Source organism: Pedobacter psychrodurus, from assembly GCF_004331735.1.
In the GTDB taxonomy this organism is placed as follows: Bacteria; Bacteroidota; Bacteroidia; order Sphingobacteriales; family Sphingobacteriaceae; genus Pedobacter; species Pedobacter psychrodurus.
Window position 1 is genome coordinate 121,023 of sequence record NZ_SJSO01000006.1, and the last position, 16,064, is coordinate 137,086.

The 16,064-nt window shown below is 37.8% G+C and carries 10 protein-coding genes; 1 reads left to right on the forward strand and 9 read right to left on the reverse strand.

The genetic code is table 11. The features are described 5' to 3' along the window. Window positions 1–17 precede the first annotated feature (17 nt). The 7 genes from EZ456_RS08940 to EZ456_RS08970 form a co-directional block, all read right to left on the reverse strand. Window positions 18–1,241 (reverse strand): quinol:cytochrome C oxidoreductase, encoded by a 1,224-nt coding sequence (locus EZ456_RS08940; protein ID WP_131529355.1) that lies wholly within the window; start codon window positions 1,239–1,241, stop codon window positions 18–20. 15 nt (window positions 1,242–1,256) lie between these two features. Then, window positions 1,257–1,862 carry a c-type cytochrome gene (locus EZ456_RS08945; RefSeq protein ID WP_131529356.1) on the reverse strand — a complete coding sequence of 202 codons (606 nt, stop codon included), beginning with the start codon at window positions 1,860–1,862 and terminating at the stop codon, window positions 1,257–1,259. Continuing rightward, window positions 1,834–2,370, reverse strand: a complete 537-nt coding sequence (locus EZ456_RS08950; RefSeq protein ID WP_131529357.1) for a DUF3341 domain-containing protein — start codon at window positions 2,368–2,370, stop codon at window positions 1,834–1,836. The genes EZ456_RS08945 and EZ456_RS08950 overlap by 29 nt, the downstream gene beginning before the upstream one ends. Before the next feature lie 2 nt (window positions 2,371–2,372). Then, the gene (gene nrfD, locus EZ456_RS08955) at window positions 2,373–3,845 is read right to left on the reverse strand and encodes an NrfD/PsrC family molybdoenzyme membrane anchor subunit (protein WP_108198006.1); all 1,473 of its coding nucleotides are present in this window, start codon (window positions 3,843–3,845) and stop codon (window positions 2,373–2,375) included. A gap of 26 nt (window positions 3,846–3,871) precedes the next feature. Further along, a complete protein-coding gene (locus EZ456_RS08960; RefSeq protein ID WP_131529358.1) occupies window positions 3,872–6,907 on the reverse strand; it encodes a TAT-variant-translocated molybdopterin oxidoreductase in 3,036 nt (1,011 codons plus the stop codon). A 48-nt stretch (window positions 6,908–6,955) separates the two neighbouring features. Continuing rightward, complete coding sequence (locus EZ456_RS08965) at window positions 6,956–8,251, reverse strand: c-type cytochrome (RefSeq protein ID WP_131529359.1); 1,296 nt, start codon at window positions 8,249–8,251, stop codon at window positions 6,956–6,958. A gap of 255 nt (window positions 8,252–8,506) precedes the next feature. Next, entirely contained in the window at window positions 8,507–9,487 is a 981-nt protein-coding gene (locus tag EZ456_RS08970) for a deoxyhypusine synthase family protein (protein WP_057931708.1), read from the reverse strand. An 810-nt stretch (window positions 9,488–10,297) separates the two neighbouring features. Between EZ456_RS08970 and EZ456_RS08975 the strand changes: the two genes are divergently transcribed. After that, window positions 10,298–11,428, forward strand: a complete 1,131-nt coding sequence (locus EZ456_RS08975; RefSeq protein WP_131529360.1) for a BamA/TamA family outer membrane protein — start codon at window positions 10,298–10,300, stop codon at window positions 11,426–11,428. A gap of 61 nt (window positions 11,429–11,489) precedes the next feature. Here EZ456_RS08975 and EZ456_RS08980 read toward each other — a convergent pair whose 3' ends face one another. Then, on the reverse strand, window positions 11,490–13,868 hold the full coding sequence (locus EZ456_RS08980) for an outer membrane beta-barrel family protein (protein ID WP_131529361.1): 2,379 nt from the start codon (window positions 13,866–13,868) through the stop codon (window positions 11,490–11,492). Then, a complete protein-coding gene (locus EZ456_RS08985) occupies window positions 13,869–16,052 on the reverse strand; it encodes a M56 family metallopeptidase (protein ID WP_131529362.1) in 2,184 nt (727 codons plus the stop codon). Between the last annotated feature and the right edge of the window lie 12 nt (window positions 16,053–16,064).

The following is a 16,064-nucleotide window of genomic DNA, read 5'->3' on the forward strand; positions in this document are numbered from 1 at the left end:
GCTTTATCTTATCACCACTACAATTGATGATGCAAACTTTCTTGTAATAATGGGTGATTCTTTGCAATTAACGGTTTTTTGCTTAATGATGTTAAAACCGTAAAGGTAAACAATCCTACGAAACCTATTGCTGTACCAATTTCAACAATACCGAAACCATTATGTCCCTCTTCTACTGCTCCTGGCATAATCATTTGGTAGTAATCTACCCAGTGACCTAAAAGTACCACGATAGCAACGAACAATAATTTCGCATCTGTTCTTTTGTTATCTCTGTCCATTAATAATAATACTGGCGCTAAAAAGTTCATGGCCAGGTTTAAGAAAAACCAGAACTTGTAATACTCGAAGCGTTTGTAGAAATATACAGTTTCTTCAGGCATGTTTGCATAGTAGATCAATAAGAATTGAGCAAACCATACATAAGTCCAAAAGATAGAGAAACCAAAGATAAACTGACCTAAATTGTGCAAGTGGCTATTGTTAACCCATTGCATATAACCTGCTCTTCTTAATAAGATAAGAATAATAGCAATAGTAGCTAAACTGCTTACCCACATGGCAGCGAAGTTATACCAACCGAACATGGTTGAGAACCAGTGCGCCTCTAATGACATTACCGTATCGAAAGCAAAAATCGGCGTTGTAAAACCGTAAATTACCAAGAAGATACAAGCATTTTTAAAGCTTTTTCTGTAAGAATTTAAACCACCTGCTAAATCTTCGTTATAAGAAAACTTAACGAACATGATCGAGAAAATGCTGTAAATACCTAAAAACACTACCTGGCGACCTAAAAAGAATGGTACGTTTAAGAAAACTGATTTACCAGCGATTAGTGAATCATAATTTGGGCTATTTGGATCTGTTAATCCATCAGCATGCCAGTGGTGGTATAAGTTATGTGTATATAAACCTGCCGAAATAACAACAACAAGTATTACAGCCGCAATAGGCAATGTTTTTGCCATAGCCTGTGGTACACGTAAAATTGATGCAGACCAACCTGCTTGAGCTACATATTGAACAGCCAGGAAAAATGTACCCGACATACAAACGCATGCAAAGTAATATGCCATAAGCAACAGGTTAGCAAAAGTACGCTCGTGCATTACTTTATCGCCGGCTAAGAAACCGAACAATACAGCCGCAATACCGATAACGATACCAACAATGCTTAAGGTTTTTACTTTACCTGTAAACTCAAACTGTTCACTAAAATTAATATTGTGAGTTCCCATTTATATTCTGCTTTACTATTGTCCTTTTTGTAATTGTTGAACATACATCACCACTTTCCAACGATCTGTTGGTGAGATTTGCGAAGCATGCGAGCCCATGTTATTTACACCGTATGTAATGGTGTGGTAAATTTTACCTGCAGTAAGATCAACCATGTTACCACCTCTAGATGATGCGCCTGTTTGATAAGCAGGTACTCCACTAAATTTCTCAATTTTAACTAAGTGTCCTTGTCCATCACCTTTTTCTCCGTGGCAAGGGGCACAGAAAACTTTAAACAAATGTTGGCCTTGAGCTAAATTAACAGTATCAACTGGTAAAGGGTTAACCATGCTCACACCTGCTGCTTCATATCCTTCTTTTGTATTAGGATATTCATCATATTCAGTAAAACCTACTGGTTTAGTATGTGCAGGTGGCAACTGGGCAGTTTTACCATCTTTAAAATTTTTGTTTGGTTGATCCGGATTGTAAGCAATCGGATCATACATGTTTCTGGCATATTCTAAGCCAGTACTGCGTTTATCTTTACAAGCTGAAAAGGTAGCTGCAAAAGCGATAGCTAAAAACGCCGTGTAAACAAATTTATTCTTATTCATAGCTAATGTACTTCCTTTCATTATACTTTACTTCTAAAGCACCTGCATCTTTTAATAATCCATCAATTACAGTATGTTCTACATTGTCTTTTGCATCAACTGCAATAACAAAACGATCATCAGTAGCACGTAAATCCATCACTCTTGGTGCTCTTCCTGGAAATAAGTGTGTAGATGCATAGTAAGTTAACACCATACCGAAAGCACAGAATAATACTGTAAGTTCGAACATTATTGGAATAAAATCCGGCAATGCAAATGATGGTTTACCACCTATGTTTACTTTCCAATCGATTACTGCGCAGAAATAAATCAAAGCAAAAGCTGCACAAGTTCCTGTTATACCAAAGCAAAAAGCTGCGATATCGATTCTAGATCTTTTAATTCCTAATTTGGCCTCTATTCCGTGTATAGGCATCGGTGTATATACATCAAAAATGCTGATGTTATTTTCCTGAAGCTTTTCGATGCCGTGCATCATTTCATCAGGATCGCCAAAGCTGCCTAAAATATATTTGATATCACTCATTGTTATATTTTTGCGTAATCTTCTTGTTTAACACTATCAAATTTTTCTAAAGACTCTACGTATTCTGCAACGTATTCTTTATTCTCATGCCCTTCTTTAATCTGTTTCATTTTAGCTTGCTCACTTGCAGTTTTTAATAATAATTTAACCTCTGCTATAGCGATTGATGGCAATACTCTTAAGAATAATAAGAATAAAGTAAAGAATAAACCAATTGAACCTACGAATACACTGATATCAACCCATGTTGGATAGAACATTGCCCAACTTGACGGAATATAATCGCGGTGTAATGAAGTAACGATAATTACGAAACGCTCGAACCACATACCTACGTTTACTACGATTGATAAAATCCAGGTAGCTTTAATGCTTAAACGGATTTTTTTGAACCATAACAACTGTGGTGAAATTACGTTACAGGTCATCATCATCCAGTACGACCACCAGTAAGGACCAGTAGATCTGTTGATAAATGCATACTGCTCATACTCTGAACCTGAATACCAAGCGATGAAAAACTCAGTTAAATAAGCTACACCTACGATTGATCCAGTTAAGATGATGATTTTATTCATCGACTCGATGTGGAACATGGTGATGTAGTTTTCTAAACCCAATACTTTACGTGCAACCAATAATAAGGTTAATACCATCGCAAATCCTGAGAAAATCGCCCCTGCTACGAAGTATGGAGGGAAGATGGTAGTGTGCCATCCCGGAATTACCGATGTTGCAAAGTCCATTGATACAATGGTGTGTACCGAAAGTACAAGTGGTGTAGAGATACCTGCTAAGATTAACGACACCGCTTCGAAACGCTGCCATGTTTTAACACTTCCACTCCATCCAAAAGAGAAGATAGAATAGATTTTTCTACGTGTACCCACTGCACGGTCGCGGATGGTAGCGATATCTGGTAATAAACCTGTGTACCAGAATAATAATGATACAGAGAAGTAAGTAGAGATCGCAAACATATCCCACACCAATGGTGAGTTAAAGTTTACCCAAAGTGATCCGAATTGGTTTGGTAAAGGTAAAACCCAATAAGCTAACCAAGGGCGGCCCATGTGCGATACAACATAAGTTGCGGCACAGATTACGGCGAAAATAGTCATCGCCTCTGCCGAACGGTTGATGGAGTTACGCCAGTTCTGACGGAAAAGTAATAATACTGCTGAAATTAGTGTTCCAGCGTGACCGATACCTACCCACCATACGAAACCGGTGATGTCCCAAGCCCAACCAACTGTTTTATTTAAACCCCATGCGCCGATACCATTCCAGAAAGTGTAGCTTACTGCTACTACCCAAAGTAAAGCACCTAATGAGGCAACGATGAAACCAATCCACCAAGCCTTATTCGGCTTGTTCTCTACCGGGCCTAAAATATCATCCGTAATTTTTGCATACGTGATGTTATCTCCGGTGATTAATGGTTCTCTAAGTATTGATTCGTTATGTCCTGACATAATTTGTATTTTCTTTATACTAAAGCTTACGCTTGTACTGTTGTATCTGTATTTCTAATTTTTGTCATGTATCCAATACCTGGTTTCACATTGATCTCTTCTAATACGTAGTAGATACGCTCAGAACGTAATGCTTTTGAAACCTCTGAATTTGGATCGTTTGCATCACCAAATACAATCGCATTTGCTGAACAAGCTTCCTGACAAGCCATTTTAATATCGCCATCTTTTAATGGACGTTTCTCCAATTTAGCTTGTAATTTGCCACCTTGTATACGTTGAATACACATAGAGCATTTTTCCATTACCCCTCTCGAACGTGTAGTTACATCAGGGTTTAAAACTAATTGGGTAAACTCGTTATTTAAATAGTTATCGAAACGCGAATCGTTCCAGTAGTTAAACCAGTTGAAACGACGTACTTTGTACGGACAATTATTTGCACAATAACGTGTACCTACGCAACGGTTGTAAGCCATATGGTTTAAACCATCACTTGAGTGAACCGTTGCCAATACCGGACAAACAGTTTCGCAAGGTGCGTGATCACAGTGTTGGCATAACATGGGTTGGTGAACTACAGAAACGTGATCTAAGTCTTCTAACTTAGCAATTTCTTTCTCTCTGGTTACATCACCAGCTGCAGTTTCGTAGCTGTAATAACGGTCGATACGAATCCAATGCATTTCACGACGACGGCGAACCTCATCACGGCCTACAACAGGAATGTTATTTTCAACGTTACAAGCAACAATACAAGAACCACAACCTGTACAAGCATTCAAATCGATTGCCATAACCCAGTTGTTACCTGGTTTTTCGTATTGATCCCAAAGATCGTAGTCTTTATGCTCACCTTTCTCGTTACCAGCTCCAGGATTTTTTAAGTACTCCTTGAAGGTAGCTTCTTTAATCACTGCACGGCCTTCGAAAGAGTGGTGAGTTTGTGTTTGAGCCAATTCGTAATAACCGCCTGTTGGGGTAATGGTTACCGAAGTAGCATATTGGAAAGTTCCATTTACAAAAGAAACAAAAGGGAAAGCATTTTTACCTACATCGTTACCAGCTTTACCAACTTTGGTACGGCCATAACCTAATGCGATAGATGCAGTTTGTTGTGCTTGTCCTGGCTGGATTAATACCGGAAGATCTATTGAATATCCGTTGCTAGCTTTAACCGTTACAACATCAAATTCTTTAACCTTTAATTTCTCAGCAAATTTTGGCGCAAGCGCAACATAGTTATCCCAGGTTACTTTAGAAACCGGATCAGGTAATTCTTGTAAGAATGCATTGTTTGCATTTTTACCATCACGCATTGGGATGCTTTCGTAAACCTGTAATTCCACTTCTTTACCTAGTGCTTTGCTGCTGCTAACGATTGAAGTAGCAACTTGTGCTAAAGATTGAGTGAATGAATAAGCTCCAGCAGCTTTTGCTGTTACAGTAACCACTCCTTTTTCTAAAACTTCTTCCCATTTCAAACCAACAGCTGGTAACATTTTAGCTTCCCAGTTGCTGCGTACAAACTGATAGTAATCTTTAACCGGAGCATCAGCCCAGGTTAATAAACTCTCTTCAGCTTGGCGGCTATTAAAAACAGGGTTGATGGTTGGCTGAACGATAGAATAATATCCTTCGTAAGCATTTGCATCACCCCATGATTCTAAGTAGTTATGGTTGATTGCGATTGCATCACAAACTGTAGCGGTTTCATCTGCACGATCAGAGAATGAAATTTTAGCAGGAACCTTAGCTAATGCATCAGTAAATGCTTTTGCATTTGCAGCATCGTAAACTGGGTTACTGTTTAAGAATAAAACAGCGCCAACTTCGCCACGACTCATTTCAGCAACTAAACCATTAAATTCGGCATCGTTACCTGCATATAAATAACAAGGATTATCTAAATCGATAGTAGTGCCATAACTTCCGATAGCGGCATTAATGGCATTTACTAAAATCTGAGTAGAAACATCGTTCGAACCACAAACTACAAGGCCTTTACCTTTAGCTTGTACCAATTCTTTAGCTACCAATTTAATTACTTTATCGGCAGTGGTATTGTTACCTAATGTTCCACCAGGTAAAGCACTACCAGTAATTGCATTATATAAAGCAATTAAAGCAGGTCCTTCTTCCGATAATTTAACCGGCACACGGGTATCTGCATTGGTACCTGTTAAGCTCATTCCACTTTCGAACTGAATGTGGCGGCTCATTTTTTTATTTTCTAACGATTTATAGTTACGGTTAGCTGTATATTGAGCAGTAAACTCTTCTCCGCTAATCCATGTACCTAAGAAATCGGCACTGAAACTTACAATTAAATCGGCTTTATCAAAGTTGTATTTTGGTAAAACGGCTTTACCAAAACTGTTTTGGTTAGCCTGGATAATACCAGTATAAGAAACCGCATCGTACTGAACCAATTTAGCAGCAGGATATTTTGCAATAAACTGAGCAATTACCGCATTGGTTGATGGGCTGTTTACTGTTGATGCTACAATACGGATTTTCTTTCCACCCGCCTGTGCTTTTGCCAACTCGCCTTTTACAAAGCTGTCGATTTTTGCCCAGGTAGTTTCTTCAACTTTTCCGTCTTTGCTTACTAAAGCTGGTGTTTTTAGTTTAGATACATCATATAAATCTAAAACCGAAGCTTGCGCTCTCGCATCTGTACCACAGTTAAATTGACCCGCATTCGGATTTGGTTCAATTTTAATTGGGCGTCCCTCTCTTGTTTTAACTAAAATACTCTGGCCATTAAAGCTCGAAGTATAATAGTTAGGAATACCTGGAGTAACCTCTTCAGGTTTTACCAGGTAAGGAATAGATTTATGAACAGGGGTAGTTTGACAGGCTGCCAAAGTTACGGCACCTAAACCAAAACCTAACGCCTTTAAAAAGTCGCGGCGTGGGGTAACGGTACTTAACCCTGCTTCATTTAAAACATCTTCTATTGGAAGTGGCTCGGCGAATTCGTTTTTGCTATTCTTAACAAAATCGGGTGTATTGTTATACTCCTCTAAGCCTTTCCAGTATTTTTTGTTGCTTTCCATTTAAGCTATATTACTGTTTATTCGAACGTTCTTACTAAACTCTATCTATTAATAGTGGCATTTACCACACTCTAAACCACCCAATAACGCTGGTGTAATTTTCTCGCCTTTTTTAATCTTCTCGTGCGCTTCGATAACCTTAGCGTAGAAAGCATTATTTTTCTGACCAGAAATATCTGTTTCCTTATGGCAGTTAATACACCATTTCATGGTTAATGGAGAATATTGATAAATTTCTTCCATGGTATTAACAGGACCGTGACAAGCGAAACATACAGGTTCTGTTGGTTGTAATCCTTTTGCTTTACGGATTGCATCTTCTGCAACAACTACGTGTTGAGAGTGATTGAAGTAAGCAAAATCAGGAAGGTTGTGTACACGTACCCACTCCATTGGTTTAGCTTTGCCTTCATCATATTTCTGTGTTTCCGGATCGTAACCTAAAGCATTATAGATTTTTTTGATCTCAGGAGAAATCTCACCATCATATTTATCTCTTGCCTGAACAGCTTTATGGCAGTTCATACAAACGTTTAATGATGGGATAGTTGCATTTTTAGATTTAAATGCTCCGTTGTGGCAATACTGACAATCAATTTGATTGATACCAGCGTGCAACTCGTGAGAGAATTTAATTGGCTGAACTGGTTGGTAACCGGTGTGAACACCTGTGTTCCACATACCCATCCAACCCCAAGAACCTAAAGCGATGATTAAACACAAGATAAAGAACATCACAAATTTCTTGTTTTTGAACATCTTGCGTACACCAACCTTTAATGGCACGTCTTCTTCAATCTCGATACCTTGTTTTAGTAAAATCAGGCGCTCTAACAATTTAGAAGCACGGCCTAAGATTACTAAAATAACAATCGCCAATACAACGATAGCTACAATACCTGCAATTGATAAACCTGAAGTAGACTCGTCTTTTGCTGCAACAGCACCACCCGGAGGAGTAGCCGCTTTTGGCTCACCTTCTTTAATGTATTGTAAGATGTCTTTGACTTTGGTCTCATCCAATTCAGGAAAAGAAGTCATCGCCACCTTATTGTTCTCATTAAAAACTTTAACAGCAGCAGCATCACCAGAAGCGATCAATCCAGCACTGTTAGGGATCCATTTTAAAAGCCATGCTTCATCATGACGATCGCTTACACCGGTTAAGGCAGGACCAATCAATTTAGCATCTAACGCATGGCACGAAGAACATTTTGCTTTGAAAAGCGTTCTTCCTTCTTTAGCATCCTGCGCATTTACGGTAGAAACCGCTATTACGGAAATTGCTGAAAATACGAATAACGACTTCCAAACGCTTTTTAAAATCACCGAGATATCTCTCATAATGAACACTTTATACTTATTTAATTTACTTTTTGTTGTGAAATTGATGCTGAACTAGGGGTAGCTCCACCAAAACTTGAACAAAAGTATAACTTATTAATAAATCCCATGACATAATAGTGACTGGAAATACAATTTATAATCATTCTAAACAAATGTCGTTTCAAGCCATTCAGGCAATAAAAATGCCCATTTTTGATATATTATCTTAAATGGGCATACTAGAAACCAATTTGGTTTATTTATTTTTTCTGATTATTGTTTTAATATCCAGGCAAACATTAAAGGTGCTACAATTGTTGCATCACTTTCTACAATAAACTTAGGGGTGTGAATATCTAATTTACCCCAGGTAATCTTTTCGTTCGGTACAGCGCCAGAATATGAGCCATAAGAAGTGGTCGAATCTGAGATTTGGCAGAAATAACTCCAGAAGGGAATATTTTCCATTTCCATATCCTGATAAAGCATTGGTACTACACAAATAGGAAAATCGCCGGCTATACCACCGCCAATCTGGAAGAAACCAATTCCTTTACCCCCGCTGTTTGCAATATACCAATCAGCCAACCAACCCATATATTCAATTCCACCTTTTACAGTAGTTGCGGTAAGTTCTTTCTTCATCACATATGATGCAAAAATGTTACCCATGGTAGAATCTTCCCATCCCGGAACCACAATTGGCAAATTCTTCTCCGCCGCAGCTAACATCCACGAATTTTTAGGGTCAATTTCATAGTATTGCTCTAAATCGCCGCTTAAAAGCATTTTATACATAAATTCGTGTGGAAAATAACGCTCACCTGCAGCCTCAGCATCCATCCAGATTTTTTGAATGTGTTTTTGTAAACGACGGAAAGCCTCTTCTTCAGGAATACAGGTATCGGTAACGCGGTTGTAATGGTTTTCTAAAAGATCCCACTCATCCTGCGGACTTAAATCGCGGTAATTTGGAACGCGTTTATAATGTGAGTGTGCAACCAGGTTCATAATATCTTCCTCCAAGTTGGCACCAGTACAAGAAATAATAGCCACTTTATCCTGGCGAATCATCTCTGCAAGTGAAATTCCCAATTCTGCAGTACTCATTGCACCAGCAAGTGTGATCATCATTTTACCACCTTCATCTAAATGCGTTTCGTATCCTTTAGCCGCATCCATCATTGCCGCAGCATTAAAATGGAGATAATTACGCTCCATAAACTGAGATATTGGTCCTCTTGTATTGCTCATTTCGTTTTGTATTGTTTGCCGCAAAAATAGGTATTTAGGCCGAAAGGTTAAAACGTAAAAGCGTTTAGCGCTTGAAGCATTGCGTTTGGCACATAACGTTGGTTTAGTCCAGAGTTCTCAGTCTGCAGTCCAAAGTCAATTAAACTATGTATATTCCATGCTGCGATCGTCATCCTGAACTTGTTTCAGGATCTTCATAGAGGAGAGTAATTACATTTATCTTTTATTTGAAAAGCAGTTGCAGTAGCTCCTATTACAAGGAAGTCTGGCTTTTTGGTACAAGTCCTTCCCGATGAATCGGGATACCTCGCCTGTGGGCTTTTCCCGCCAATCCAGTTTAGGTGGCAACAGACTGCTGAAATAATGCAGTTGGAAATTGACAGTTGAGCATTTGGCGTTTGAAATCAATTAACTGATTCTCTCGCGATCGTCATCCTGAGCATAGTCGAAGGATCTTTATTTGGAAAGCAATTGCAGCAATTCATTTTAACGTCAGTCCGGCTTTTTGGTAAAAGTCCTCGGTTCGTACCTCACCTGTGGGCTTTCCCCTTCAATCCGGTTTAGGTGGCGCAGGCATTGCATCAAATCCTCGCGATCGTCATCCTGAACTTGTTTCAGGATCTATGAAAAGAAAATTTAATAATAGGGGTAATTTAATTTCAAGTTTGAAACCAGTTAACCGATTTAAACAATTAACCGATTAACCAACTTATTCCTAAATTTCCTTTTCTTTGCAGTAATGAAAAACAGCTCACCATACAAGGATGTGCTCACGATAGCTTCATTGCCTATAAAATCAAATAAATCTTGATGAAAAAATATTATCTAATTATTTTACTTACGCTCATTTCAGGAAGTTCGTTTGCACAGATGAAACTGATCAGAAAGATGCTCTCAAACGAAAAAGATACGACCCGTAAAGCCAGCTTTTTACCATTACCAGCCTTTGGCTATAGTCAGGAAACAGGTTTCGAATTTGGGGTTGGCGCCATTTACTCATTTTATATAGACCGTAAAGACACACTGAACCGCAGTTCTAATTTCGCTTTGAACACCACTTACTCCACAAAAAAAACAGCAAATTTTGCTTTAAAAGGCGATACCTGGACCAAAGGCAACAAATATCATTTTATTGGTGATGTCCGTTTCAAAAACCAGCCCTTCAATTTTTATGGCATTGGCAATAATGCACAAAAGGTAGATGAAGATAAACTAGATCAAAGGGTTTTTAAGGTACTTTTCGATGCAGAAAAGAATATTGTACCTAAAGCTTATACCGGTGTTTCGTTGGGTTTTGAAAATTACCGATTTATAGATAAGGAAATTGGCGGCATTTACAGTACAAATCCTCAGATTTTAGACAAGGATGGTGGCTCAGTGGCCTGGATTGGTGCATCGCAAAGTTATGACACGCGAAACAGCAACAACTACCCAACGAAAGGTTTTTTTGGTAGGGCAACCTACCAATATGCACCCGATTTTTTTAGTGGCGATAATTTTAATGGCTCACAAATTAAGCTAGATCTTCGTGGTTTCTTTAGTCTGGCTCCAAAAGTAGTTTTAGGGGTTCAGGGAATTTTTTATACCATACAAAGCAAAAGCACCCCATTTTACCTTTTACAACAGCTGGGCAACGACCAGGTGATGCGTGGCTATTACAGTGGTCGCTATCGCGACGAAAACCTAATAGCTACACAGGCCGAAATCCGTTACCGTTTTATGAACCGTTTTGGCATTGTTGCTTTTGCCGGTACGGGTAAAGTATTTGCGAACGGTGGGTTTAATGCTGATGGACTAAAACCGAACTTTGGTGTTGGTGGCCGCTACTTTTTCGATCCGGCAAAAGGTTTGAGCGTAAGGGTAGATTACGGAATAGGCGAAAAATTACCAAACGAGAAACGACAATCGGGATTTTATATCAGTTTAGCGGAAGCATTTTAGCGGATGGAGATTGGGCATCCCCGCGCTGTCATCCTGAGCGTAGTCGAAGGATCTTCCATCCCTAATTACTCCTCTTCCGCTCCTCCTCATTTCCCGGCTTCCGATCCTGCTGTTTAATTTTTTCATTGCCAAAATTATAGCGAAAGGTAACCCTCAACTGGCGGTTATCATAATAGTTATTGTACTCCTGCCTGATGTTGTTGATCAAGCTATTAAAACGGTATCGATTTGTTTTTAAAACATCGGTGGCAGTAATGGCCAATTGTATTTTCTTGTTGAGCAATAATGCTTTTATACCCAAATCGAGGTTATATTGACTTTTATTTTGGTTAAGTCCATCAACCGTAGGAAATTGATACCAGAAACTTGCTTCACCCAAAATAGTTTTCGATGGGTTAAAAACAAACTGGTTTAATGTAGAAAAATAAGCGCCAAACCCATTCAGGTTACTTAGGGTTTGCGCGATGCTAGAATTTGATACATTATAAAAAACATCAGCCTGATTGATACTCTCCCACCATTTGAAAACATTAAGCGTGATGGCATTGCTGAATTGATAATGGTTCCCGGTAATAAAGTTAACAGGTTTTGCCGCCTGAATATTGGTGCCTGCATCAATAAAATCAACATCATTAAAGCCATTTGTAACATGACTAAATGATAATGTGCTCGTGAGGATATTATGGTAAGTATGCGAAATTTCGATATTATCGTTATACGACGGCTGTAAAAAAGGATTCCCTTCAGTGTAAGCATATTGATTACTGTACCAACGGAAAGGATTTAATTTGCGATAAGCTGGTCGGTTGATCCGGCGGCCATAATTAGCAGAAAAAGTGTTTTTATCGTTTGCGCGATAAACAATGTAAAGTGTAGGAAAAATACGAAAATACTCATTGCTATTCTGTTCATTAACCGATATACCATCAATCTGAGTATACTCTCCTCGTAGTCCAACCTGAAACCCCCACTGTTTTATGCTTTTATTATAGTTAACATAAAGGGCTTGCGTATTTTCCTGATAATTGAAAAGATTGGTTTGAGCCGGATCTAACTCGTAAGCAATATTACGAACTTTGTAAAAAGCAAGATCACTCTGGTTGTTTACAAAGCTCAGTTTTGTACCGAAAGAGAACTTAAAGGTTTTATAGGGCAAGTCTACATCGGCTTTTAAGGTATATAAACCTATATTTTGTTTACTGGTAGATAGGTATTCGGCAAAGTAATCGGGAATGACTTCTCCATTTTGGGAATAACTTGTATTGTTAAAAAACCTGTTTTTATCATCACTGTATTTAAACCAATCGCCGTTTATGATCAGCTGTTTTCCTGTAGTATCTAAAGCTTGCTTTAAATAAACGTTGGCAGAATGATAATGGGATCTGATTTTGGCATTGGCGTCAGAATTCAGTACCGAATCTAAATTACCCGCTTTGTTATAAATCGTGGTTTTAATATTTTCTTCAGAATGGAAGTTGGTCAAGCCGCCGTTGTACGATAACCCCAATACTGTTTTTGGGGTGGCCTGGTAATCAATTCCGATCTGTTCGCTCGGTACCGTTCTAAAATTCCGGTCTTTATTTACAATATTCCAGGTTTGTGTGGGATAAAAAAAATCACTTTGTTCGAACGGCACAAGAGACCCTTTTCTGATATTAAAGTTTGTGGAAAGCGTAATCTTATTTTTCCGATAACTTAAATTTCCACCTGCAGATGCAGTTGGATAAGTAGCTTGTGTAAAAACTGTATTTATTGACCCTTTAAATCCTTCGGCCGTAGCTTTCTTTAGCACAATGTTGACTAAACCGTTATTTCCCTGTGCATCGTATTTTGCAGGTGGATTGGTAATCACTTCAATCTTGGCGATATTGCCCGATGAAATTGATTTCAAATAATTCGACAGTTCATCATCCGATAAGGGTAACAATTTATCATTGATCATCACATTAACCCCGCCTTTACCCACCAACGAAACCTTATCATTCAAAACCCGAACACCAGGCACTTTCGAAAGTAATTCCAATGCATCGGTTCCAATGGCAGAAATACTGTTTTCAACATTAAAAACCGTCCGATCGATCTGTTTTTCTATTAAAGCTTTTCTAGCATTGATCTGAACGTCGACAAGGGTATTCGAATGGCTCTGGAGTTGAATGTTGATTACAGTATCCTTTGTTAAGGTAAATAACTGGTTTACGGCTTTAAAATTCAGCGCTGAGAAAACAACCAAATATTTTCCAGTTTGTAGATTTTTAAAAGCGTAAAAACCTAAACTATCTGTTTGGGTATAATTTACGCTGTTTTGAGAACCAGAAATTTTAACGGTAATAAATGATAAGGCCTTAAACTCTTGATCAGTTACCTTCCCTGAGAGGTTGAATTGGGCTCGAGAAGATAAAACAGAAAATAATGCAAGAAGAAAGAAAGGAAATTTCAGCATTTAGCGATTTAAGTCAGCACCATATAATTTGGCTTTTGTACTTTTTAGATCGAAATACATACTATCGGCCTTAACAACTTTATTATCATCCGAAATCATGGTTGCCTTATTTACCATTACTGAGCTGTTATTTTTGTTATAAACAATTTTCGCTCCTGATAGCGTTGTTTTATTATACAACATCTTCGCATTTCCAAATAAATAAATTATGGATTTATCTTTACTCATTTTGACTGAATCCTCGGCACTATACTCTATATTATCGTTTACATTTACCAAATTTTCCTTTTTATGGTCTGTATCGCCTAAATTAACCGCATGATATTCGCCTTCGACATCTTTCATACTGAAAATCTTTCTGTTCAGGTCTAAAGTGAATAAAGTAGCTTTTACTATAGATTTTCCATCTAAACTTTTTAGGACGCCATTTTTTGCAATTATTTTATTATTGCCCTGATCAAATTCTATGTACTCGGCTTCCAATTTATTATTTAAAACCTCCATTACTCCATTTTTCATGTAAGAAATCTTATTTTTTGTATCACCCGTTATCTTATAGAAGGAGATGATTTTAGGTTTAACCGGTTCTGAAACTTTGACTGGCTCATCTTTTACCGCAGCTACTTTCTGTTTCCCATCATTAAAATAAAACCTATTATAAAGTGTTTCATTTTTGATCAGATATTTTTTAGGTTCAGAATACAAAACAATCATTTTATCAGTAGTATAGGTGTTCTTTGATATTAGTTTTTCGCCAATAAATTTCACCAACACCCGATCTCCTGTTTTAAAATTGTTATCCTTTATATTTTGCGGCTTAAGGTTTAAGTTGATGGTAAAAAGGCCATCATTTAAAACAATCTTTTCAATTTTATTATTGGCGCCTTTTTGTATCGATTTAATTTTTGATGTAGCAAAACGGGCTTTATTTACTTCATACAGAAAGGCATATTTTTCAGGTTTATACTCATAAATTGAATTACCTTTTAAATCTTTTATGGTTTGAGGCACGTAGGTAATTTCATCGATATTTTTAAATCTATCTGGCTCGCCAATTGGAGGAGGAGGTATCACATTGGGCACCACAAAAACATTTAATTCATCACCAATTTTAATTTTTATGTCAACAAATCCTGATGATATTGTATAAATCTTATCTATAGCTTTTAACGTAAAAAATGATGATTCAAGATCTTTACGAGTTTTCACAACTGTACCTTTTATCCATTTCCCATTAGAATAATCAAGGTGCGTTCGCTTGTTTTCAACCTTGTTGGAAAGTGCAACATCAACATACTCTACTGTAAAGCCATACACCAGCCCCAGTAATATCGGCAATGCCAATACATAAAATAGCTTTTTCATATTTTTTGATTTTTGGTTGAACAACATTTTAATGCGGTCTTTAATAGGGCTCTTAACAAAGTTGTGGATCAGTGGCATATCACTTTTGGTAATAGCCAATTTTAATAAAAGATTGGCATATGCCTGATTACCAAAATCTGTAGAAGTGATTTCATCTGCCTCATATTCATGTTGCTGCTCTAAAGCTTTATCATATAAGTAAATAACAGGATTAAACCATAAAACTGCTTTAAAAACCATTAGAATAATTTTATCTATCGAGTGGTATTGCCTGGCATGAACCTGTTCGTGTTTAAGCAAAACAGATAAATCGGTCGCACTTAAATCCTCATCATTTATAAAAACATAGTTAAAAAAGGAGCAGTTGGTAAAACCTGCTGTTTTGGTTATTAGCTTTAGGCCATCGTTATTTTGGGTGTAACTACCTGTGTGTTTAAGCAAGCCGAATAGCCGCCATAGGCAAGCAAACAATAAAAGTGAGGCTGTACCACCATAAATATAATACATCAACACCATCCAGTTGATTTTAGGCCTTACTTCTGGCTGGTACTCCACCATAATGGGCTGAATAAGCTGAACAGGTGCTTGAGTTCCGGATTTTATTTCAGGTATATCAGCCAGAACCTCAGTTTCCACTGCTGTTATTTCGCGCTTAACTTCAAACTGCAAAGCCGGAATAATAAAACTCAACAATAGCGTAGTCAATAAATAAAAGCGGTTGATTTTAAAAAAAGTGAGTTTTCTTAAAACCACCAGATAAAAACCAAAGAACAACACCGTACATGCGGTAACTTTAAGCAGATAGGTTAACCATTCCATAGCTATAATTGA